This is a genomic window from Phenylobacterium sp. (assembly GCF_044358365.1).
In the GTDB taxonomy this organism is placed as follows: domain Bacteria; phylum Pseudomonadota; class Alphaproteobacteria; order Caulobacterales; family Caulobacteraceae; genus Phenylobacterium.
In genome coordinates this window covers 1-19,625 of sequence record NZ_JBIKNZ010000005.1, presented here as the reverse complement: position 1 = coordinate 19,625, position 19,625 = coordinate 1, and the positions used below count along the sequence as shown (strand labels likewise).

The 19,625-nt window shown below is 65.7% G+C and carries 19 protein-coding genes; 13 read left to right on the top strand and 6 right to left on the bottom strand.

Going from position 1 to position 19,625, the window contains the following annotated elements; all coding sequences use genetic code 11:
• The first annotated feature begins 170 nt into the window (after positions 1-170).
• Both ACIQ3B_RS02645 and ACIQ3B_RS02640 read left to right on the top strand, forming a co-directional pair.
• A complete protein-coding gene (locus ACIQ3B_RS02645; protein ID WP_397399766.1) occupies positions 171-1,442 on the top strand; it encodes a trypsin-like peptidase domain-containing protein in 1,272 nt (423 codons plus the stop codon).
• 67 nt (positions 1,443-1,509) lie between these two features.
• Complete coding sequence (locus ACIQ3B_RS02640) at positions 1,510-1,632, top strand: hypothetical protein (RefSeq protein WP_397399765.1); 123 nt, start codon at positions 1,510-1,512, stop codon at positions 1,630-1,632.
• Between the two features lie 17 nt (positions 1,633-1,649).
• On the opposite strand, the gene ACIQ3B_RS02635 is transcribed toward ACIQ3B_RS02640, so the two are convergent.
• Complete coding sequence (locus ACIQ3B_RS02635; RefSeq protein WP_397399764.1) at positions 1,650-2,732, bottom strand: hypothetical protein; 1,083 nt, start codon at positions 2,730-2,732, stop codon at positions 1,650-1,652.
• Between the two features lie 200 nt (positions 2,733-2,932).
• Between ACIQ3B_RS02635 and ACIQ3B_RS02630 the strand changes: the two genes are divergently transcribed.
• The 3 genes from ACIQ3B_RS02630 to ACIQ3B_RS02620 all read left to right on the top strand — a co-directional run bounded on the left by ACIQ3B_RS02630 (position 2,933) and on the right by ACIQ3B_RS02620 (position 5,067).
• The gene (locus ACIQ3B_RS02630; RefSeq protein WP_397399763.1) at positions 2,933-3,325 is read left to right on the top strand and encodes a hypothetical protein; all 393 of its coding nucleotides are present in this window, start codon (positions 2,933-2,935) and stop codon (positions 3,323-3,325) included.
• Positions 3,326-3,467: 142 nt separating this feature from the next.
• Positions 3,468-4,418, top strand: a complete 951-nt coding sequence (locus tag ACIQ3B_RS02625; RefSeq protein WP_397399762.1) for a DUF808 domain-containing protein — start codon at positions 3,468-3,470, stop codon at positions 4,416-4,418.
• Between the two features lie 52 nt (positions 4,419-4,470).
• Positions 4,471-5,067 (top strand): glutathione S-transferase N-terminal domain-containing protein, encoded by a 597-nt coding sequence (locus tag ACIQ3B_RS02620; RefSeq protein WP_397399761.1) that lies wholly within the window; start codon positions 4,471-4,473, stop codon positions 5,065-5,067.
• A gap of 12 nt (positions 5,068-5,079) precedes the next feature.
• Here ACIQ3B_RS02620 and ACIQ3B_RS02615 read toward each other — a convergent pair whose 3' ends face one another.
• Both ACIQ3B_RS02615 and ACIQ3B_RS02610 read right to left on the bottom strand, forming a co-directional pair.
• Positions 5,080-5,967 (bottom strand): hypothetical protein, encoded by an 888-nt coding sequence (locus tag ACIQ3B_RS02615; protein ID WP_397399760.1) that lies wholly within the window; start codon positions 5,965-5,967, stop codon positions 5,080-5,082.
• A gap of 12 nt (positions 5,968-5,979) precedes the next feature.
• The gene (locus ACIQ3B_RS02610) at positions 5,980-7,206 is read right to left on the bottom strand and encodes an AAA family ATPase (protein ID WP_397399759.1); all 1,227 of its coding nucleotides are present in this window, start codon (positions 7,204-7,206) and stop codon (positions 5,980-5,982) included.
• Positions 7,207-7,292: 86 nt separating this feature from the next.
• Between ACIQ3B_RS02610 and ACIQ3B_RS02605 the strand changes: the two genes are divergently transcribed.
• A complete protein-coding gene (locus ACIQ3B_RS02605; protein ID WP_397399758.1) occupies positions 7,293-9,056 on the top strand; it encodes a gamma-glutamyltransferase family protein in 1,764 nt (587 codons plus the stop codon).
• A gap of 22 nt (positions 9,057-9,078) precedes the next feature.
• On the opposite strand, the gene ACIQ3B_RS02600 is transcribed toward ACIQ3B_RS02605, so the two are convergent.
• Complete coding sequence (locus ACIQ3B_RS02600; protein ID WP_397399757.1) at positions 9,079-9,696, bottom strand: TetR/AcrR family transcriptional regulator; 618 nt, start codon at positions 9,694-9,696, stop codon at positions 9,079-9,081.
• A 319-nt stretch (positions 9,697-10,015) separates the two neighbouring features.
• Between ACIQ3B_RS02600 and ACIQ3B_RS02595 the strand changes: the two genes are divergently transcribed.
• Positions 10,016-10,510 (top strand): fasciclin domain-containing protein, encoded by a 495-nt coding sequence (locus ACIQ3B_RS02595; RefSeq protein ID WP_397399756.1) that lies wholly within the window; start codon positions 10,016-10,018, stop codon positions 10,508-10,510.
• 254 nt (positions 10,511-10,764) lie between these two features.
• Here ACIQ3B_RS02595 and ACIQ3B_RS02590 read toward each other — a convergent pair whose 3' ends face one another.
• A complete protein-coding gene (locus tag ACIQ3B_RS02590) occupies positions 10,765-11,664 on the bottom strand; it encodes a DsbA family protein (RefSeq protein ID WP_397399755.1) in 900 nt (299 codons plus the stop codon).
• A gap of 111 nt (positions 11,665-11,775) precedes the next feature.
• Here ACIQ3B_RS02590 and ACIQ3B_RS02585 point away from each other — a divergent pair, with 111 nt between their 5' ends.
• The 5 genes from ACIQ3B_RS02585 (at position 11,776) to ACIQ3B_RS02565 (ending at position 17,543) form a co-directional block, all read left to right on the top strand.
• Complete coding sequence (locus tag ACIQ3B_RS02585; RefSeq protein WP_397399754.1) at positions 11,776-13,317, top strand: hypothetical protein; 1,542 nt, start codon at positions 11,776-11,778, stop codon at positions 13,315-13,317.
• Positions 13,318-13,411: 94 nt separating this feature from the next.
• Entirely contained in the window at positions 13,412-13,819 is a 408-nt protein-coding gene (locus tag ACIQ3B_RS02580) for a Zn-ribbon domain-containing OB-fold protein (protein WP_397399753.1), read from the top strand.
• 4 nt (positions 13,820-13,823) lie between these two features.
• On the top strand, positions 13,824-14,966 hold the full coding sequence (locus ACIQ3B_RS02575) for a thiolase C-terminal domain-containing protein (protein ID WP_397399752.1): 1,143 nt from the start codon (positions 13,824-13,826) through the stop codon (positions 14,964-14,966).
• Positions 14,966-16,360 (top strand): CehA/McbA family metallohydrolase, encoded by a 1,395-nt coding sequence (locus ACIQ3B_RS02570; RefSeq protein ID WP_397399751.1) that lies wholly within the window; start codon positions 14,966-14,968, stop codon positions 16,358-16,360. Before ACIQ3B_RS02575 ends, ACIQ3B_RS02570 begins: the two co-directional genes overlap by 1 nt.
• Before the next feature lie 22 nt (positions 16,361-16,382).
• Complete coding sequence (locus ACIQ3B_RS02565; protein ID WP_397399750.1) at positions 16,383-17,543, top strand: Gfo/Idh/MocA family protein; 1,161 nt, start codon at positions 16,383-16,385, stop codon at positions 17,541-17,543.
• A gap of 72 nt (positions 17,544-17,615) precedes the next feature.
• Here ACIQ3B_RS02565 and ACIQ3B_RS02560 read toward each other — a convergent pair whose 3' ends face one another.
• Complete coding sequence (locus ACIQ3B_RS02560; RefSeq protein WP_397399749.1) at positions 17,616-18,287, bottom strand: transposase; 672 nt, start codon at positions 18,285-18,287, stop codon at positions 17,616-17,618.
• 122 nt (positions 18,288-18,409) lie between these two features.
• Between ACIQ3B_RS02560 and ACIQ3B_RS02555 the strand changes: the two genes are divergently transcribed.
• Positions 18,410-19,444 carry an IS30 family transposase gene (locus ACIQ3B_RS02555; protein WP_397399748.1) on the top strand — a complete coding sequence of 345 codons (1,035 nt, stop codon included), beginning with the start codon at positions 18,410-18,412 and terminating at the stop codon, positions 19,442-19,444.
• Positions 19,445-19,625 lie beyond the last annotated feature (181 nt).

Here is a 19,625-nt window from a genome sequence, read left to right as displayed (position 1 = left end):
TCCATTTTTGTTCTTTACCGACAAATTCGCGGTCGATAGGGTAGAAGCCCCATAGGGTCGCCGATGATGCGGAGTGATCAGCCAGTGTCGGAAGAGGGGTAGACGGCCAACCCCTTCGCGCCGAAAGTGTCGATGGTTGCAACATACGCGAAGCACTATCGGAGGATGAAATGCGTTTGGTCTTGGGAGCGCTTCTGGCGTTGATCGTCGCAGGCCAAAGCACCGCTCAATCCATAGAAGTCGTGGTACCACCGCAGATGACCATCGAGGCGTTGCCAACTGGAGCGACAACAAAGCCTGTGAACCTTACGCGAGTTGCAGGGAACATTCCCGCCGGAACACCCTGGATACAACAGGATGTGGCGACGGCGTTCCTGATTTCGTGTTCTGGAGGCGGTACTATCACCCGATGGTCGGAAGAGAACAACAAGGTTTCGAACCTTGAGGTTTTTGATCGCGTTTTCCGCGAGGAACTCAAAAAGGCCGGGTTCCAAAATGGCGGTGATCCGTCGAATCTTTTTGAGGATCAGAAGAGTTCTGACATTCAGGTCGGTGCCTTGATCAATGGATTGCGAGTACGCACCTGTGAGAAAACAAACCTCAGGGTTTGGAACACGGGCGGTTCGGGCGTCATGGAGGTCGAGTGGCAGCTCTACTCCGTTTCCGAGGCGAAAATCTTGGCACGCATAAACACATATGGCGGCGTCACGGTGCCGACGCAGAAAGGTTTCGAGCTTGATCTGATCGTCGGTGGCGCTTTTGCCGAGAATGTAAGACGGCTGACTGCAAATGATACATTCCGACGCCTGCTAACCTCCAACTCGCCGCAGCCTGCGGAGAACAGTTTGAGCCAGCCACATCTAGTTCGCCTGCCATCCGGGGAGCGAAAACCTTCATTGCATGAGGCGGTGAAGAGTGTTGTGACTATCTTTGCGGGCGACGGAATGGGAAGCGGTGTGCTGGTTTCGGACGACGGGTACATTCTGACCAATCACCATGTGGTTGGCTCCCGCGGACAAGTGCGGATTCGATGGCAGGACGGGACCAACACCATCGGCGAGGTGGCGCGGAGTGACGCACGTCGCGACGTCGCTGTGGTCAAGACGGAGCCCAAGTCGACAGCTTTGTCCGTCCGCACGACAGCCGTTCAGCTTGGTGAGGCGGTGTTTGCTGTTGGCACGCCCCTGGACAAATCTCTTGCAAATTCCCTGACCCGCGGCATCGTCTCGGCTCAGCGTCTAATTGAGGGGCAACCTTACATCCAGAGTGACGTCGCCGTCACCCACGGCAACAGCGGCGGGCCATTGCTCAACGAGGCAGGTCAGGTCGTCGGCATTACAGTGTCTGGCCTGGAGCCAAACGGCGCTCCGATTGGCCTGAACTTTTTTATCCCCATCGCCGACGCCCTCAAGGCGCTCGGCATTCAGCCTCAGGGCCAATAAACTACGGGTGTAGATCGTATAGATTACAGGCGTAACATCTAAATCGTTCAATTGAAGTATGCCCGGAATGTTCGTCATTCCGGTGATGCGCGCCACCTATCACTCGAAGTTGCGCGACGCAGGCCAGACGGCCACCGAGCGATGCGATCTGGTTCCCGGCATTCGCCGGGATGAGCGGTGGAAGAAGTAAGTTTGCGCGCAAAAACGTTAGTTCGCCGACCCCGTCGTGGCCGGCTTGGCGGCGGCGGCTTTGGCCCTTTCGGCTTCCTCGACACGGGCCCCGGCCAGAATGCCTGGCAGGGCATAGTTGCCCTCGTGGCAGGCGTACTCATAGATCACGCCTTGAAGCGGGCTGAATTCATACTCGCCGCCCCAGGGCTTGTCCCAGAACGTCGGGTCTTCGGCTGTGAAGGCATAGTGGACGCGGTTCTTGCCCACGCGGGTGAAGCGCTCGGTGATCTTCAGGTCCTTCCACGATCCCATCCAGGCCTGCGCCTGTGGGATGTTGGTGGTCTCCACGATCAGGGTGTCGCCCTCCCAGCGGCCGATGGAATCGCCCATCAACGGTCGGACGCCATCGGTACGATGCTTGCCGTTCAACCGCACGATCCGAAGGTCGTGGTTCATCTCGACCTCGATCACGAAGGTCTCGGCGGTTTGAAGGAACTGATAGTTGTTGTTGTAGAAGCCGTTGGCCAGCATCGGCGGCCCGGCGTTGCGACCGAACGACATGATGCAGCGCTCGCCCAATGATCGCGACTCATAGCTGTCGAAGGCGCCGCCAGGCGGGCGCTGCGGCATGGGCGCGCCTTCCTTGCGGCGGGGCGGCTGTCCGTTCGGCGTGGTCAGGATCGAGGTGCGCGCTTCGCCACCCACACGCATCACATGGTTGCCAGGATCCAGCCAACCGCGATTGTAGCCGCCCACATCTCCGCCGGCGGCGGCAAACTCGGGCCGTACGTTGGCTGTTGAAGCTCGCGGCGCTTCGGCCGGGGCGTCAGGATCGGTGTCGGCGTTACCCTCCTCCACCTCGGCGATCACCTGGGCTTCAAGCTTCTTGACCTCTTCCTCGGTGTAGACGGCCTTGCCGCCGGCCGAGGCAGGCCGCGTGAGCGGCGTCAGGCTGGCGTTGCTCCAGAAGCCGCTCAGATCCGGCTGGCCAAAGGCGTTGCGCGGCGTCTTGTAGGCCCCCGCAGGCGCCTTGGTCTGGGCGACGGCAGCGCCGGTCACATAGGCCAGCGGCGCGAGGCTCAGGGCGGTTCCAAGGGCGAGAATAAGGGCGCGGCGCACAGCGAGCTCCATAGCTATCGTCGCCGCTCCAGGGCGGCGCTTCCGTACCGTGTTTACGAGCGGACGCACTTTCCCGCAATGGCCTGCGGACGGATGGCTGACACACAGCAACAACATCCTGCGCGACATCCGGACGCCGTGACGTTACGTAGGTAGCGTCGTCGCCGGTTCATCTCTGGCCCGGTCAGGAGCGCCTTCGCATGAAGTCCCTGCTTTTCCCGAGCCTCGCAACGGTCCTGGCCCTGGCGGGGGCCGCACAGGCGGGAACGCCGGCCTTGCAGCCTGACCTGATGGCCGCCGTCCGCGCCAAGGCGCCCGGGCCGATCATGACCCCGAAGCCTGCCACCGGTCTGGACATGTCAAGCCGGCATGCCCGCTTTGACGTCGCCTACGCCTACGCCGGACCCGCGCGGATTCCCGGCGTCGCCCGCACCTCGGTTGATCGGTCCCTGGTCTCGGATGATGTGATCGGCTCGCTCGGCTTCTTGTGCGGTCTGGAGCCCGGCTCCGGCAAGGATGGCGCAGCCGCTGCGAGGGGCTATGATCCCACCGGCAGGTTCCTGGGGGCCAAGCTGAAGATCGCGCTCAGATAGCTGAGCCGCCGACCGAGGCAGACTGCGCAAGGCGGGCCTGCTCAGGCAACCCTAACCGCACCGGCGGCTTTACGGCGAGCGGCCAAGGCCGTACCGACCACGTTGGTCCCTACGCGATCCGTTGCTGAAAAGGCTGCCCCGAATGGCGTCTGGTCTTGTCGCCCTGCTTGATGACGTCGCCGCCATCGCCAAGATTGCGGCTACATCGCTGGACGACGTTACCGCTGCGGCCGGCAAGGCCGGGGCCAAGGCGGTAGGCGTCGTCGTCGACGACACCGCCGTCACCCCAGGCTATGCGGTAGGCTTCACGCCGGATCGCGAACTGCCCATCGTCTTCAAGATCGCGCTGGGCTCCCTGCGCAACAAGTTCTTCTTCCTGCTGCCGGGCGCCCTGGTGCTCAGCGCCTTCGCCCCCTGGGCCATCACGCCGATCCTGATGCTTGGCGCCGCCTATCTCTGCTTCGAAGGTGCGGAAAAGATCGTCGAGGCCCTGAACCACGAAGACCACGCCGACGAGCCGGGCGAGCTGGCGTTGAGCTCTACCGAGCTCGAGAAGGCCAAGGTCACCGGCGCTATCCGCACCGACTTCATCCTGTCCGCCGAGATCATGGCGATCGCACTGGCCGACGTCGCCGATCGCCCCATGGCCATCCAGGCCGCGGCCCTGGCTGTCGTCGGCCTGGGGATCACCATCGGCGTTTATGGCGTGGTGGCGATGATCGTGAAGATGGACGACATCGGCCTGCATCTGGCCAAGGGAAAGCGCGCCGCCACCCGTGGTCTGGGGCGTGGCCTGGTCAAGGGCATGCCGCATGTGCTGGATCTGCTGACAAAGGTGGGGACCGCCGCCATGCTCTGGGTGGGCGGCGGCATCATCGTCCACGGACTGGACCACTTCGGGGTCTCGGGCCTGGAGCACATGATCCGGAGGGCAGCAGAGTTTGCCGGCACGTTGCCCGTGATCGGCGCCATTACGGGCTGGCTGGCGACGGCGCTGGCCTCAGCGGTGGTCGGGCTGATCCTGGGCGGCGCCATCGTCGGCGGCCTGCGGGTTGTGCGACCGCATCATCGATGTCTGACGCCGCGCGCTTGAGCGCGCGAGGCGACGTGTTACGAAACACTTCCGACTGGTTCAGGAACAACCCATGCAGCTGTTCTACTCCCCGACCTCGCCCTATGCCCGCAAGGTCAGGATCGCAATGCTGGAACGCGGACTGGACGCGGGCGTCGAGGTGGTCAGCGTGTCGCCCTTCGAGAACCCGGTGCTGGCCGCCGCCAATCCCCTCAGCAAGATTCCGGCGCTGGTGCTGGAGGATGGTCAGGCCCTCTACGATAGCCCGGTGATCTGTGAGTATCTCGACAGCCTGGGTACGGCGCCACAGCTGATCCCGGCAGACGGCGACGCCCGTTGGGCGACCCTGCGGCTGCAGGCCCTGGCGGACGGTGTCCTGGACGCCGCCTTCAACATGGTGATGGAACGCCGCCGCCCTGAACCTGAGCATTCGCAGGAATGGCTGGGGCGCTGGCAGGCCTCCATCCTGCGCGCGATCGCCGCCGCGGATCTCGAACCCGCCACACGTACAGACGCCCTGAACCTGGGGCAGGTCACCCTGGCCTGTGCACTGGGCTATCTGGACTTCCGGCATGCCACCATCGGTTGGCAGGGTGTGGCGCCGGGGCTGGTCGGATGGTTCGAGGACTGGAAAGTTCGTCCTAGTTTCGCGGCGACCACGCCGGGTTGAGACCGCGCCAACTCAAATCGCCGGCGGCGCCTCACCAGGCTCGCTGAAGCCATATTCGCGGCAGAGATCATAGGCGCGTTTCGCCGTAACCGGGTCTGACTGCCAAAGTTTACTGAAGGCGCGCACGCAGGCGGCATGGGGTACAAGCGGCTCGCGCATTCGCTGGATCACGCGCTGATCTGTCGTCGTGCCCACGCCGTCGCTGACAGCTCTTAACGCCGCGCCCAGGATCGCGATCATCCGGGCCCGTTCCCGATGCAGAATGTCGCGTTGGTTGAGGCCGAAGAAATCGATCATCACCTGACCCCGGCGCGCTTCAGCAACCGATCCTGACGCCGGCACCGCTGTAGTGGCCACAAAGGTCATCAGCGTCTGAGGATCCACATCGACGGTTCCGATCGGATAACAGAGGTAGGGCTCCTCTCCGGCGAGCGCCGCGACGGAAGACGACACGGCGCCCCGGTTCTTGCCTACGGGGAAGTAGTTCAGTTTGAAGGTCGTGTTGCAGACCTTGCACGAGGCCGCATAGTTCTGGAGGTCGTAGGCCAGCCAGTAGTACCCGCTGGGCGCAGCCAGCCCCGTGGGGTGGTCGTAGGTCAGGTGCGTGTGACGTCCCGGATCGGGCCAGACAGCCACGTTGGATTTGGGCCTGAAATGCTCCAGGTCGAACTCAATGGTTCCATAGTCCGGGTTCTCGAACTGCCGCTCGCAAAACACGCACTTGTTCATCTGCAAGCGCATGAAAGCGGGCTTGGCCTTGCTCCAGATCGGCGAACTGTCCTCGAAGCGACCGGCTGTGATGAAATCTAGCGTGCGTTTGGCGGCCTTGGTCGCCCACTTGGCGTCTACAGCAGCAATCTCGGCGGTCACCGTCGCGGCATCGAACGGATATCTTATCATCCGCCGGCCCCGTCAGCTCGCTGTGTTTCCGGTCAACCGCTCAAGATAGCTGAGCGCCGCCGAGGAATCGCCGTCCGCCACTCGTTGGAACAGGGCCTCGGCGTCTTTCTGGAATGACGCGGGGCGGGTGGTGGTCAGACCAAAGTATGACGACAGCAACAGTTGCTCGGCATTGCGCCCATACACATGCTCATCCAACTGCTTGATGATCGCGGTTCCGTCCTCCGCAGCATCCGTCACATAGACATTTTCACGCTTGACGGTGCTGGCTACCAGAGGGCTGTGAGAACTGAGCACGAACTGCAGTTTCGGGAACGCGTGCGCCAGCAACGGGATCACCTCGCGCTGCCAGGCCGGATGCAGATGCAGATCAATCTCGTCCACCAGCACTATGCCCGGGATCTCATTGAGGGATTTGTCGGCCGGCGCCACATCGGCCAGGTGACCGATCAGGTCTCCGACCCATCCGATGAAGGCCTTGTAGCCGTCGGACAGCGCGGTGAACGGCGTGGGAACTCCCTCGAAATCAAAGATGAACTGATCGTCGTCCTGATCATATTCGCCGCGGAAGCGGATGGTCTCGGGCAGCACCGTGTCGATGAGCGCCACCGCCTGCTCAAAACGGTCCTTGTCGGCGCGAAGCTTCTGCAACCAACTGACCAACGGTCGCAGCGCCACGTGGTCTTCGAACAAGCCGGCGATCCGCTGGTAGCGCAGGCCACGCGACCGGCGCGCGCTGCTTTCCGAGAACTCCCCGGTCTCGACCCTTCGGGTCGCCCCGTAGCCTACGAGGAAGAAGGCCGCCGAATAGTCGTCGTCTAGCAATGGCTCGATAGGTGAATCGGGCGTGCTCTCCAAGGTGAGCCTGTCCAGATTGCCTCGCGTCGGCGCCTGCAGGCGGGCAAGGAGCTTAAGATCGCGCTTGAGGCCGGCCTTCAGCTCCCCGGGATCGGGCTGGGCATGCACCACCAGCAGCGACTTCTCGACCGGCGGCCTTCCGGCCTTGGCCCGGCGGACCAGACGGTAGGGCACGAACCCTGATCGAAGCAATGCGGGCGCCAGGACCGCGATCGCCAGGGCGCGAAGTACGGACGACTTGCCGCCGCCATTGTCCCCCAGTACCAGATTGATGTTCGGAATCTCGGACGCGCCATCGCCCTTTCGCCCCGGATACTGAAACTTGAGTTCAGCCTTCCCGAAGCATTTGAAATCGTAAATCGCGAGCGTCTTGGCGTACAAGTCGAAGCCTCTGGAATTCGCGTCAGGCTACCACTCATTTGTGACCTCGGAAACAGGCCAGCACCCTCAACAACCCGGAGCCATCCATGCGTCGCCGCACCTTCCTGGCCACCCTTCCCGCCGCTGCGGTGGCAGGCAAGGCCTTTGCCTCGTCCCGCTCGGAGAACCCCAACCGCAACCGGCCCGACGTGCGGCCGGGTGACCGGGTCGACGGCGCCAACTTCGCGGGCCGTTCCGCCGCCTGGGGCCTGCATGGCGCGGCGGCCACGGCCCATCCGTTGGCCACATTAGCGGCGATCGAGATGCTCAAGGCGGGCGGCTCGGCGGTGGACGCCGCGATTGCAGCTAATGCCGTGCTGGGATTCGGCGAGCCTATCGCCTGCGGGATCGGCGGTGACGCCTTCGCCCTCCTGTGGGACCCGAAGGCGAAGAAGGTGGTGGGCCTGAACGGTTCGGGCCGCAGCCCCCGGGCGCTCACGCTCGAAACCCAGCGCGCTCGGGCCAAGGATGGCCGCGTTGCCTCCCATGGCGCCACGACCGTCAGCGTGCCCGGCGCCGTCGACGCCTGGTGGAGCCTGCACCAGCGCTACGGGAAACTTCCCTGGATAGACCTGTTCCAGCCGGCGATCCGTCACTGCGAGGAGGGCGCGCCCACGATCCAGCAGACCGCCTTCTACGTCGGCATTTCCCACCGCAATTTCACCCGCCCAACCGCCGGTATCGAGGAAGTAGAGAACTTCAAGGCCCTCTGGGCGCCCAATGGCAAGACCCCGCGCGAGGGCGAGATCTTCCGCAATCCGGAGCTGGGGCGCACCTATCGCCTGATCGCCGAGGGCGGCGGGCGCGCCTACTACGAAGGTCAGATCGCCGAGACCATCGAGCGCTACTTCAAGCGCATCGGCGGCTGGATGACCCGCGCCGACCTCGCCGCCCACAAGAGCGAATGGGTCGAGCCCCGGTCGGTGAACTATCGCGGCGTCGATGTCTGGGGCCTGCCTCCTAACAGCCAGGGCTTTGTCACCCTGCAGATGCTCAACATCCTGGCCGAGTTCGACATCAAGGCCATGGGCTTCCAGTCGGCGGCGGCGATCCACCACGGCGTGGAGGCCAAGCGTCTGGCCTTCGAGGATCGCGCCCGGTTCTACGCCGACCCGACTTTCTACATGTCCCCGATCGACTGGCTCTTGTCGAAGGAGTACGCCCGCCAGCGCGCCGCCCTGATCCGGCCCGATCGCATCAGCCCCCGCGTCTATTTCGGCAAGGCGCCCGGCCAGGGCGACACCACCTATCTCACCACGTCGGACGCCGACGGCATGATGGTGTCCCTGATCCAGTCCAACTATCGCGGGATGGGTTCCGGCCTGATGCCCGACGGGCTGGGCTTCATGTTCCAGAACCGGGGCGAGGCGTTTGCGCTTACCGACGGCCACCCCAATGTCTATGCGCCGGGCAAGCGCCCCTTCCAGACCATCATTCCAGGCTTCGCCACCGAGGCGGGCCGCCCGCTGCTGAGCTTCGGCGTCATGGGCGGGGACATGCAGCCGCAGGGCCAGTCGCAGATCATTTCAAATCTCGTGGACTTCGGCCTGGGGCTACAGGAGGCTGGCGACAGTCCGCGCTGGCATCACAACGGCGGAATGGAACCCACAGGCGAGGACCTGGGCGCGATCGGCGACCTCAATCTGGAAACTGGAGTCCCGGAAGCGACCAGGGCCGAACTCGCGAAAATCGGCTGGGTGCTGAAGCCGTCGCCCGGCGGCTACGGCGGCTACCAGGCTATCCGCGCCTGGCCGGGCCGCTATGAAGCCGCCACGGAGATGCGCAAGGACGGCGTGGCGCTGGCGTACTGACGACGCGCGGTGCCGGTTTGGTTCAGACCGACGCCGGCATACCCCAGGCCGCTACAAAGCCGGTAACCAGATGCTCGACCAGTTCGTCGGCCGCGCCGGGGCGAACCCGCTGGCCGCCCAGTTCCCCCTGATGCAGCATGAACAGCACCACCGGCGAAATCAGGCCAAGCGCGGCGTGGCGCACGTTCACGGGCTTCAGTTCGCCCCGCTCGATATGCGCCTGCAGCCGTAGCTCGAAGGCCTGCAGCGCCGGCTCGAGTATGGTCTGCAGATAATGTGGCCCCAGCGTCCGGTGCAGAAGGCCTTCCGTCAGGCCGATCGCGTGGAACCCGCCCACGGCGAACAGGTGGCCCTGCACGATCTGCATCAGGCCCGACCGGAGCGAGGGCTCAAGTGGCCCGTCCGCGCGCGCAGCCAGCGCGAGAAACGGCGCGCCCCGGGCATGCGCATCGGCAAGCACCGCGCTGACCACCCCCTCGCGATCTCCGAAATAGTGGCGAAGGGTCGGCACGGACACTTCAGCGGCAACCGCAAGCTCGCGCATGGACGGCCGGTCAGGTTGCTTGAACCGCTGCACGATGCGGCCCAGAAGTTGGCGGCGCTTGCCGTCATACTCGGCCCGCCGGGGCCGGGGGCGCACCAGTTTAGAGGCCCGCTGTGGGCGAGCGGATAACGACGGTTCCGACACGTTTCAGTCCCCGGTCCCCTGACCGCATTCGTGATGCGGCACCCTAGCATAGTGCAGGACCACGGGTCCTGGCAGATGCGGACCACACATCGGAAAGCGGCCGCATGTGGCAACTATGTATCTCTTATGGAATACTATATCTTGTGCTTTATCCGCGTACCGTCCCTATGCGAGTGGAAAAATGTGACGCGTGCCTTGCGATCTGATCAGTTATTACTATCTCAATCGGGATAACAAAATCCAACCACCATCGCCTACAGGAACCCGTCCCATGATAAAGAGTCTGACCACCGCCGCCGCCCTCGCGCTGGCCACCCTCGCGTTCTCCCCGGCCTATGCTGCCGACGCCAAGGGCGACATTGTCGCCGTGGCCGCCGGCGCCGGACAATTCAAGACCCTGCTGGCCGCCGCCACCGCCGCCGGCCTCGTGGATACCTTGAAGTCGCCGGGCCCCTTCACGGTGTTCGCGCCCACGGACGCGGCATTCGCGGCCCTGCCCGCCGGCACGGTCGACACGCTCCTCAAGCCGGAAAACAAGGCCCAGCTCGCCTCCATCCTCACCTATCACGTGGTCCCGGGACGTACGCTCTCGCCCGCCCTGGCCGGCAAGCAGCTGACCGTCACCACAGTTCAGGGCGGCACGCTGGCCATCGACGGCCGCAACGGCGTCACCGTCAATGGGGCCAAGGTCGTCTCCGCTGATGTCGCCGCCTCCAACGGCGTCATCCACGTGATCGACAAGGTGCTCCTCCCGCCTGCGAAATAGCGGAGCGGCAGGCGGCGCGGCCCACTACGCGTCGCTGTGCGCCGGCTGGCTCTCCCCGGGCCAGCCGGCGTTTTCCTGCGGGATATGAGGCGGGAGGCGCTCACCGCCGTAGCGGTCTTCGCCCCGCTCGCGCGTCAGATACTGATGAGCAGGGGACGTCGACTTTGACAAAGAAATGTCCCGTGCGGTCACTCGCAGCGAGCACCTCTGCTTCAACGTCTGTGACGAGATATTGGGCCGCACGTTTGCGCCCTCTACACGCCCACCGCCTCGACCAGCCCCCGCGCCCGCGCCTCCGCGGCGGAGAAGTAGACAAATCCCTCGCCCCAGTCGTGGGCCATCACACCAGCGGGGGCGAGCGCACCCTCACCGCACAGAAACTCGAGTTCCTGTCCGGTCAGGACGCCCCACTCGGCGAACGCTTCCTGCGGGGTCGGGTCCTTTTGCGGATGGGCGGTGACGCCGGGTTCAGCGGTCTCCAAGCCGGATTCGTACTCCTCGTAGCGCACCCAGCCAGCCACCGTTTGCTCGCCGCCTGAGCCCCTGAAGATCAGCGTCGGCAGGGCGTAGCGGTCATGGCCTTCGGAGTGTTTCAGCTCCCCGTTCATCGGGCTGTCGTGCTTCAGGTTGCGCACCCAGTCATTGGGCTCACGGGTCTCCTGCCAGTCGGCGCGGTATGCGGCGGCGACCTCGGGCAGGTCATAGTCGGCCAGCCAGCGGGCGATATCGAGGCCGGGCACGCCCACGCAGGCCGCGGCGAACTCTTCCCGGGTCTGCGGGCCGATGCCGAAGACGAATATCTGTTCGCGGAAGCGTCGCAGCACCGCCTCGCCCACAGTCTGGCCCTGGCGCTCGGCAGCCTTGACCGCCTGGCCCAGCGGGTCGGTGGATTGCAGCATCAGATGCATGGGGTTGGGATAGGGCATGCCGGTCAGGCGCCAGACCCGCTTCCAGTAGTCGCGCATGGGCTCGGCGGCGCGCACGCGGTCCCAGCCCGCCTTGTCTTTCGATGAGTCGCCGATCAGGCCGCCCTGCACCTTGCGCCAGTCGAGGTGCTGGCCGAACCGCCATTGCAGGCGGCGCAGCTGCGGCTCGGCGCCCCAGGCGGTGGAGCAGACGGCGTCGGTGTATTCGACCACTTCAACGCGGGCCATGCGGCGATCCTCGCTTTTGTTGGCCGCAATCCTCCGCCCGTAGAGACAGGAAGTCGAGCCCCAGGGTATTCAGGATCTCCCCGCTGTTGGCGACGAAGGTTTCCGCCCTCCATGTCCGAACCGCCCGGCCCCGATGACCCGGCCTTCGCCGCCGCCTATCAGGCGATGATCGAGCACGATCGTGAACGGGCGGTGGCCGAACTGGAGGCGCTGGTGGCGGCACAGCCCGCGTGTGCACCGTCCTGGGCGATGCTGATGCTGGCCCATCACCGGCGTCTGGACTTCGTATCGGGGACAGCGGCCACCGAGGCCTTGCTGGCCCTGGACCCCACACATCACGAGGGCCTGCAACAGCTCGCGTTCAACCTGACGGCGTGCGGGAACTATGAGCAGGCGGTGACGGCCTATCGCCGGGCTCATGCGGTCACGCGCTCTCCCCTGTCGGCCTATATGGTGGCGGTTTTGCTGCACCGTCTGGGCCGCCATGAGGAGGCTGCGCAGGCCTATGGCACAATCCTGGCCGCCAGCGACCTGGCTGGCCTGGAGGTGCTGGGCATCCTGCGTGGGGTAATGAACCTGCTGCGCGATCAGGGCCAGCCGCTGGCGGCCGACCGTTTCGCGCACATGCTGAACCTGAGGTATCGGCAAAACCCGGTGCTGGTGTCGTCCTTCCTGGTGGACCGCGACCAATCAAGCCCGTTCCACGAATGGCTGGGTCTGGTGGACAAGGCGACGCTTGGGGCCGTGCTGCGCCGGGGCCTGGCGACGGAGCCAGGCGTGGCGCGCGTCCCCGAGACGTTCAACCTGCCGGCCGAGCGGGACGCGCTGATGCGGTTTGCCGCCGCGACGCCGGACGCGCTCTACATCGTCAAGCCGGCGCGGGGCTCCGGCGGTCAGGGTATCCATGTCACCGGCGACCTGACAGCCCTGGCCGGGCTGAGCGACGTGGTGGTGCAGCGTTACATCTCCAACCCCTGGCTGATCGACGGCCGCAAGGGCCACCTGCGCATCTATGCCCTTATCACCCAGGCGGCGCCGCTCAGGGCATACATCTACCGTGAAGGCATCGTACGGATCGCGCCGGAGCCCTACGAACTATCGCCGGACCGGCTGGCCGACGTGGCGATGCACGTCACGAACACGGCGCTGCATCTGGATCACCCCGGCCTGATGATCAGCCAGGATGAAACCCGCGACGACGAGGGCGCCATCCGGAGTCTCTCCGCCCTGCTGCGCCGGATGGCCGCCGAGGGCCACGATCCCGACGTCGTTTTCGGCGAGATCCGCAGTCTGGTCGCCTGGTTCCTGCGCCAACTGGAGCGCGAAGGCTTCTTCGCGCGGCAGGCGGCCCTGGGTTCGACGCGATCATTTGGCCCCAAACTGATCGGCTTCGACATCCTGCTGGACGCCGATGGCCACCCCTGGCTGATCGAACTCCAGTCCAACCCGGCCGCGAAGGGCGCCCCGCTGGTCAACAAGATCAACGCGGAGATGTTCGCCAACATCTTTCGGATGAGCGTCGGCGTCCTGGCCGAGGACAGCCTGTCGGACACCGATCTCGCGGCGCTGCGCTCGGATCCCGCGGCCCTGGCCGCTGCGGAACTGGCCCACGAGACGCGCCGCAGTGCGCTGTTTTCGTCGCTTTGGGACTAGCAGCTGTCGACAAGCGCTTCGGTCTCGGCTTTGTTGCGCGCCGAGCCGATACAAGAGCCAAACAAACCGATTGTTCGAAGGGATGGAGCTGCCGATGCCGCCACGCATATTGCCTGAACCCACGCCGGAAACGCGGCACTTCTGGGAAGGCGCCCTCAAGGGCGAACTGCTCCTGCAAAGAGACCGCCAAACGGGCGAGGTCTATTTCCCGCCGCGTCCCTTCTGTCCCGGAACCGGCTCGCGCGACGTCGAGGTGTTCAAGGCCTCGGGCAAGGCCGTGCTTTGGTCCTACGTGATCAATCACCGTCCGCGCCCCGACATGGGGACCGAGCCCTACGCCATTGCGGTCGTGAAGCTGGAAGAAGGCCCGCAGATGATGACCAATATCGTGGGCTGCCCGCAGACCCCCGAAGCCCTGCAACTGGACATGCCGCTCGAGGTCACCTTCGAGAAGATGAGCGACACCATCGCCCTGCCGTTCTTCAAGCCGGCCGGAGCCTGATCGCATGAAACAGAAATCCGTAGCCGTCGTCGGCGCCGCCGAGACCACCCAGATGGGTCGCATCCCCGATGTGTCGGTGATTGGCCTGCACGCTGACGCCGCACTCAACGCCATGGCCGATTGCGGCCTGAAGCCATCGGACATCGACGGCGTGGCCTGCGCCGGCATCAGCCCGACCGAGCTCGCCCATTACCTGGGCATCACCCCCACCTACGCCGACGGCACCAGCGTGGGTGGCTGTTCCTTCATGCTGCACGTGCGCCACGCTGCGGCGGCGATCAACGCCGGGCTCTGCACGACCGTCCTGATCACCCACGGGGAATCGGGCAAATCGCGGGTGGGCGCCGGCGGTTTCGCTCGCGCACCGTCCAGCCTGATGGGCCAGTTCGAGATGCCCTATGGCGTCACCAGCCCGCCCACCATGTTCACGGTGCCGGTGCTGCGTTACCTGAAGACCTACGGCCTCACGGAAGAGGACCTGGCCTGGATCTCGGTGATCCAGCGCGAGTGGGCGGCGAAGAACCCTCGGGCCTCGTTCAAGGACCCGATCACGGTCGACGACGTGCTGAACTCGCCGATGATCGCCTGGCCGTTCCGCCTGCTCATGTGCTGCCTGGTCACCGACGGCGGCGGCGCCCTGATCCTGACCTCGGCCGAGCGCGCCAAGGATTTCAAGACGAAGCCGGTCTACGTCCTGGGCACCGGCGAGAGCGTGGAGACCCCGCTGGTCAGCCAGATGGAGGACTTCACCTCGTCCAAGGCGTTCCGGGTTTCGGGCAAGAAAGCGTTTGACGAGGCGGGTCTCAAGCGCGCCGACGTCGACCACCTGATGATCTACGACGCCTTCGCCCACCTGCCGCTGTATGGCCTTGAGGACCTGGGCTTCTGCAAGCCCGGTGAGGCGGCCGCCTTCATCCGCGAACGCAACACCGCCATCGGGGGCAAGCTGCCGCTGAACACCAATGGCGGCGGCCTCTCCTATATGCACTCAGGCATGTACGGCATGTACGCCCTTCAGGAGAGCGTGCGGCAACTCCGGGGCACGGCTGCGGCACAGGTGCCAGGCGCCACGAACAGCGTCTGCCACGGCGTCGGCGGCATGTTCGGCGCGTCGGGGACGATCATCTTCTCCAACGAGGCGCCCTGATGCGAAGCCGGGCATGGCTGGCGGCGGCGCTTGCGCTGCTGCTGGCCATGCCCGCCGCCGCGGAGACCGTGACCCTTTCAGGCGTACTCACCGGCGCCGATCATCAGACCTATCGTGAGGTCCCGTTCCGCGTTCCCGCCGGGACCACCGCCGTCTCCGTGACCTTTGCCTATACCGGCCAGGACCAGAAGTCGGTCATCGACCTGGGGGTCCGTGATCCACGGCGCTTCCGGGGCTGGAGCGGCGGGAACAAGGCCAGCTTCACCCTCACCGAAACCTGGGCGACGCCTTCGTATCTGCCCGGGCCGCTGCCCGCGGGTGAATGGAAGCTGATCCTGGGCGTGCCCAATCTGCGCAAGGACGCCCGGGCCGAATACAAGGCCACCATCACCCTGGCGAAAGATGGCGCTTTCCACGGCTTCACTGCCGCGCCGCTTGAGGAAGGGCCCGCCTGGTACCGGGGCGACCTGCACCTCCACACCGGCCACTCCGACGGGTCGTGCCCCGCCCAGTCGGGGGCCAAGGCGCCCTGTCCGCTGTTCAGGACCCTCGACGCCGCCGCCGCGCGCGGCCTCGATTTTGTCGCGGTCACAGAGCACAATACCTCCAGCCACTTCCAGGCGCTGGCCGAGCAGCAACCCCACTACGACCGGCTGCTGCTGATCCCCGGGCGGGAGATCACCACCTTCCAGGGGCACGCCAACATCATCGGCATGACGGCGCCGCTGGACTTCCAGCTGGGCGGCGCCCGCGCGCCGACCTTCGCGCAGATCCTGGATCAGGCCGAAGCGGCCAGGGCCTTCGTGACGATCAACCACCCGGGCCTTCCGTCCGGCGAGGCCTGCATGGGCTGCGGCTGGACGGCGCCGGTGGACTTCCGCCACATCCAGGCGGTCGAGGTCATTAACGGCGGGATCACCGACGGGCCGCTGTCGGGCGTCGCCTTCTGGGAGGCGCGGCTGAACGCCGGCTTCCGCCTCACCGCCGTGGGCGGGTCCGACAATCATGACGCCACGCTCGATCCGGCCAAGCCCGCCGCGGTGGGTCGCCCGACCACAGTGGTCTATGCCCAGGCGCTGTCGCAGGACGCCATCCTCACCGGGCTGCGGGCGGGACGGGTCTTCATCGACGTCCAGGGCACGCGTGATCGCCTGCTGGACACGACCTACGCGACGGGCAAGCTGACCGTCCGGGTGACGCACGCCGCCGGCGGGAGACTGGTGCTGAAGGGACCCGCCGCACCCTTGCAGGCATTGGCCGGGGTGCTTGGCGAGGACGAGACGCGCACCGTCGACATCCCCTCCAGCCAGACCGGCTGGGTGCGGGCGGAGGTGCGGGGGCCCGACGGGGCGTTGTGGCTGTTCGGAAATCCGGTCTATCTGACAGGGCCCTGAGCATTCCGGAGTCCGCTGCGAGATGACCCACTATCGGATCGGTGTTGTCGGCCTCGGCCAGAGGATCGCCCACGTCCTGGCCGCCATGCAGGAGGTGGGCTGGAGCTTGGACGTGGTCGCCCACGTCGATCCCGCCCCGGTGGGCGCACCGATCCTGGCCACTGCCGGTATCCGTTCGGGCCGGCCCTGTGCCGACATGGCCGAACTGCTGGCCCAGGGGCCCTTCGACCTGCTGATGCTGGGCGCCCCCAACCACCTGCATTTCGCCCACCTGATGCAGGCGTTGGACGCGGGCGTCCCGATCTTCGCCGAGAAGCCCATCGTGCGCACCGAGGAAGAGACCGAGGCGCTGGCGTGGCGCCTGTCAGCGCCGGGGACCCCGCCGGTCTTCGTGGGGCTGGTGATGCGCTCGCTGCCGATCGTGCGCGAGGTGCAGGCCCGGGTGGCGCGGGGTGAGCTGGGTGACGTGGTCTCGATCGACGCCACCGAGCACCTGCCGCCAGAGCACGGCGGCTATCTGGCGCGCAACTGGCGGCGCAAGCAGGAATGGGGCGGCTCCTACTTCCTCGACAAGGTGGTCCACGACTTCGACATCTTCGGCGTGCTGGCCGGCGCCAGGCCGGCCCGGGTGGCGAGCTTCGGCGGTCGCCGGATCTTCACGCCCGAGCGCAAGGACCCCCCGCGCACCTGGGAGGACGGCTCGGCCGCCTATGCCCTGCGCGACGCCGGCTGGGCCGGCGCGAACGACGCCTTCCAGTCGGACATGGACGTCACCGACCACCAGGTGGCCATGGTGGAATACGCCAATGACGTGCGCCTCTCGTTCCACGCCAACAGCCACGTGGCCCTGACCGAGCGGCGCTGGTACGTGGCCGGGACCGAGGGCACCCTGATCGCCGACCTGGTGCGCAACAGGCTGATGGTCCGCCGCGCCCTCCACCGCGGCAAGCCGGAGAAGATCGACTACGGCGGCGTCACCGCCGATGCCCACAATGGCGCCGACCAGGCGATGGCGCTGGACTTGCTGGCCGCGCTGGAGGGACGGGCCGCGTTCCCCGTTACGCCCTATGACTCGCTGGAGGCGGGCCTGACGGTGATGGCCATCGACCGGGCGATGGACGAACGCCAGGTGGTGGACTGCGCGCCGATGTGGGCGCGGTATGACGCAGCGCGGGGGATCTGAGCGCGTCAAACATGATCAAGGGGCGGGATATCGACTCACGCGGCGACGCCCGATTTCGATTTCGGTGACACTTTACTTAACCCCCAAACGTGGCGCCGGCCCTCGCGGCCTTGGGGCCAGCTGGCGGCCGGTGCGGGCTTCCATGTCGGCGAGCCAGGCCGCCCCGCCCACCGGGCGGCCGACGCTCTCGGCCCGGCGCAGGGCGCCATAGGTCAGCGCCTCGTCGAAGTCCTCGTCCAGAAAGGCGGCAAAGTCGCCGACCCGCTCCAGAGCCGGCGCCACGCTGACCACATGATCGTCCACGCCCGCGATCAGCGCCCGCGTGCTCGACCAGGGCCAGTCCTGCGCCCGCTCCACCAACCGCGCCCGCACCGGGTTCAGCGCCACATAGCGCAGCGCCGAGACCAGGTGCGTCTCATCCATCGCCACCGATCCGAACCGGCCCTGCCACAGATGCCCGGTGGTGCGGCGCCGGGCGTTGACATAGCCGGTATAGCGCCGATGCAGCTCGCCAAAGGTGCGCGAGAGGCCAGCCGCGTCCGATGGCGTCAGGATAATGTGCACATGGTTGGGCATCAGGCAGTAGGACCAGATCTCGGCCTGCGCCCGGGCCGCTGCGGCGGTCAGCAGGTCGAGATAGAGGCCATAGTCGCCCGGCTCGAAGAACGTCTGCTGCCGGCCATTGCCGCGCTGGGTCACATGGTGCGGGACGCCGGGGATCACGACGCGGGAGAGACGGGCCATGGGGATCGGTACAGCGGAATGGGGGTTAAGTAAAGTGTCACCGTAACACCGCGTTCCCCGCCCCCGTTCCAAAACCAAGTGCAACAGGACATGTTTTCTGTGGCTGAAATTGGAGCGAGGCGATGGGAGAGTGCTACGGTCATCTGAGTTATCCAGAGCGGCTGTCGATCATGGCGTGGCATGACGCGGGACAGAGCCTGCGCGAGATTGCGCGCAGGCTGGAGCGGCATCCCTCGACGATCAGTCGCGAGTTGCGACGCGCCCGGTTGCATCGGACCGCGCGCTACGATGCCTCGAATGCCTATTTCGGCGCCGTTGTGCGCCGCTCGGAAAGCCGTCGGGGTGTGCGCAAGCTGCGACCTGGAACGAGGCTGTTCGATACCGTGACCGGCCTTTTGCGGATCGGCTGGTCGCCGCTGCAGATTGCCGGCAGATTGCGTCGCATGGACGCCAGTGACCGCCCCGGAACCGTCTGCCACGAAACCATCTATGGGGCCTTGTACGCCCTGCCACGCGGCGAGCTGCGCCGCGAACTGCTCGGGGCCTTGCGTCAGGGGCGTCAGAACCGGCGACCTCGCTCGCGCGGCGCCGACCGGCGCGGGTTCGTCACCGACGATGTGAGAATCACAGCCAGGCCTCAGGAAATCGACGCACGCCTGATCCCCGGCCACTGGGAGGGCGACCTGATCAAGGGCGCGGCGAACCGATCTGCGGTCGGCACGCTGGTGGAGCGGACCAGTCGCCTCGTCCTGCTCGCCCGGATGGAGGGCCTCGATGCCGACACCACGCGATGTGCCTTCGAGCGCGCCTTCGAGCAGATCCCCGCGTCGCTGCGCAAAACGCTCACCTATGATCGCGGCACAGAGATGGCCCGCCACGCTGACCTCACGCGCAACACCGGGATCAAGGTCTACTTCGCCGACCCCTACAGCCCCTGGCAGCGCGGCAGCAACGAAAACGCCAACGGCCTGATCCGACAATACCTGCCCAAGGCCACCGACCTCTCGCCCTTCACCCAGGACGACCTAAACGAAATCGCCGAACGCCTGAACGACAGGCCCCGAAAAATCCTCGACTTCATGACCCCGAACGAAGTCTTCCAACAGCTCATCAACAGCACCAACACCCACGAAAAGCCCGTCGCACTTCAACATTGACACCGCCCTCGCGCCAGGCACCCGAGGCCCGGCGCCTCGATTAGGGGTTAAGTGAAGCGTTGTCTAATTGGTTTCACGGTTGCCTCAGGTTCGTTGTTGGACTGACCTTGGTCTATGGTTGTCTACGGGGTCATGGCCTGGCTGGGGAGCCTTGATGGCCGTGCCGCAAGATCGCGGTCAG

Excerpts from the sequence above, each read along its gene's own strand:
- ACIQ3B_RS02645 (WP_397399766.1), top strand. The coding sequence starts at position 171 with ATGCGTTTGGTCTTGGGAGCGCTTCTGGCGTTGATCGTCGCAGGCCAA.
- ACIQ3B_RS02640 (WP_397399765.1), top strand. The coding sequence starts at position 1,510 with ATGTTCGTCATTCCGGTGATGCGCGCCACCTATCACTCGAAGTTGCGC.
- ACIQ3B_RS02630 (WP_397399763.1), top strand. The coding sequence starts at position 2,933 with ATGAAGTCCCTGCTTTTCCCGAGCCTCGCAACGGTCCTGGCCCTGGCG.
- ACIQ3B_RS02625 (WP_397399762.1), top strand. The coding sequence starts at position 3,468 with ATGGCGTCTGGTCTTGTCGCCCTGCTTGATGACGTCGCCGCCATCGCC.
- ACIQ3B_RS02620 (WP_397399761.1), top strand. The coding sequence starts at position 4,471 with ATGCAGCTGTTCTACTCCCCGACCTCGCCCTATGCCCGCAAGGTCAGG.
- ACIQ3B_RS02615 (WP_397399760.1), bottom strand. The coding sequence starts at position 5,967 with ATGATAAGATATCCGTTCGATGCCGCGACGGTGACCGCCGAGATTGCT.
- ACIQ3B_RS02605 (WP_397399758.1), top strand. The coding sequence starts at position 7,293 with ATGCGTCGCCGCACCTTCCTGGCCACCCTTCCCGCCGCTGCGGTGGCA.
- ACIQ3B_RS02595 (WP_397399756.1), top strand. The coding sequence starts at position 10,016 with ATGATAAAGAGTCTGACCACCGCCGCCGCCCTCGCGCTGGCCACCCTC.
- ACIQ3B_RS02590 (WP_397399755.1), bottom strand. The coding sequence starts at position 11,664 with ATGGCCCGCGTTGAAGTGGTCGAATACACCGACGCCGTCTGCTCCACC.
- ACIQ3B_RS02585 (WP_397399754.1), top strand. The coding sequence starts at position 11,776 with ATGTCCGAACCGCCCGGCCCCGATGACCCGGCCTTCGCCGCCGCCTAT.
- ACIQ3B_RS02580 (WP_397399753.1), top strand. The coding sequence starts at position 13,412 with ATGCCGCCACGCATATTGCCTGAACCCACGCCGGAAACGCGGCACTTC.
- ACIQ3B_RS02575 (WP_397399752.1), top strand. The coding sequence starts at position 13,824 with ATGAAACAGAAATCCGTAGCCGTCGTCGGCGCCGCCGAGACCACCCAG.
- ACIQ3B_RS02570 (WP_397399751.1), top strand. The coding sequence starts at position 14,966 with ATGCGAAGCCGGGCATGGCTGGCGGCGGCGCTTGCGCTGCTGCTGGCC.
- ACIQ3B_RS02565 (WP_397399750.1), top strand. The coding sequence starts at position 16,383 with ATGACCCACTATCGGATCGGTGTTGTCGGCCTCGGCCAGAGGATCGCC.
- ACIQ3B_RS02560 (WP_397399749.1), bottom strand. The coding sequence starts at position 18,287 with ATGGCCCGTCTCTCCCGCGTCGTGATCCCCGGCGTCCCGCACCATGTG.
- ACIQ3B_RS02555 (WP_397399748.1), top strand. The coding sequence starts at position 18,410 with ATGGGAGAGTGCTACGGTCATCTGAGTTATCCAGAGCGGCTGTCGATC.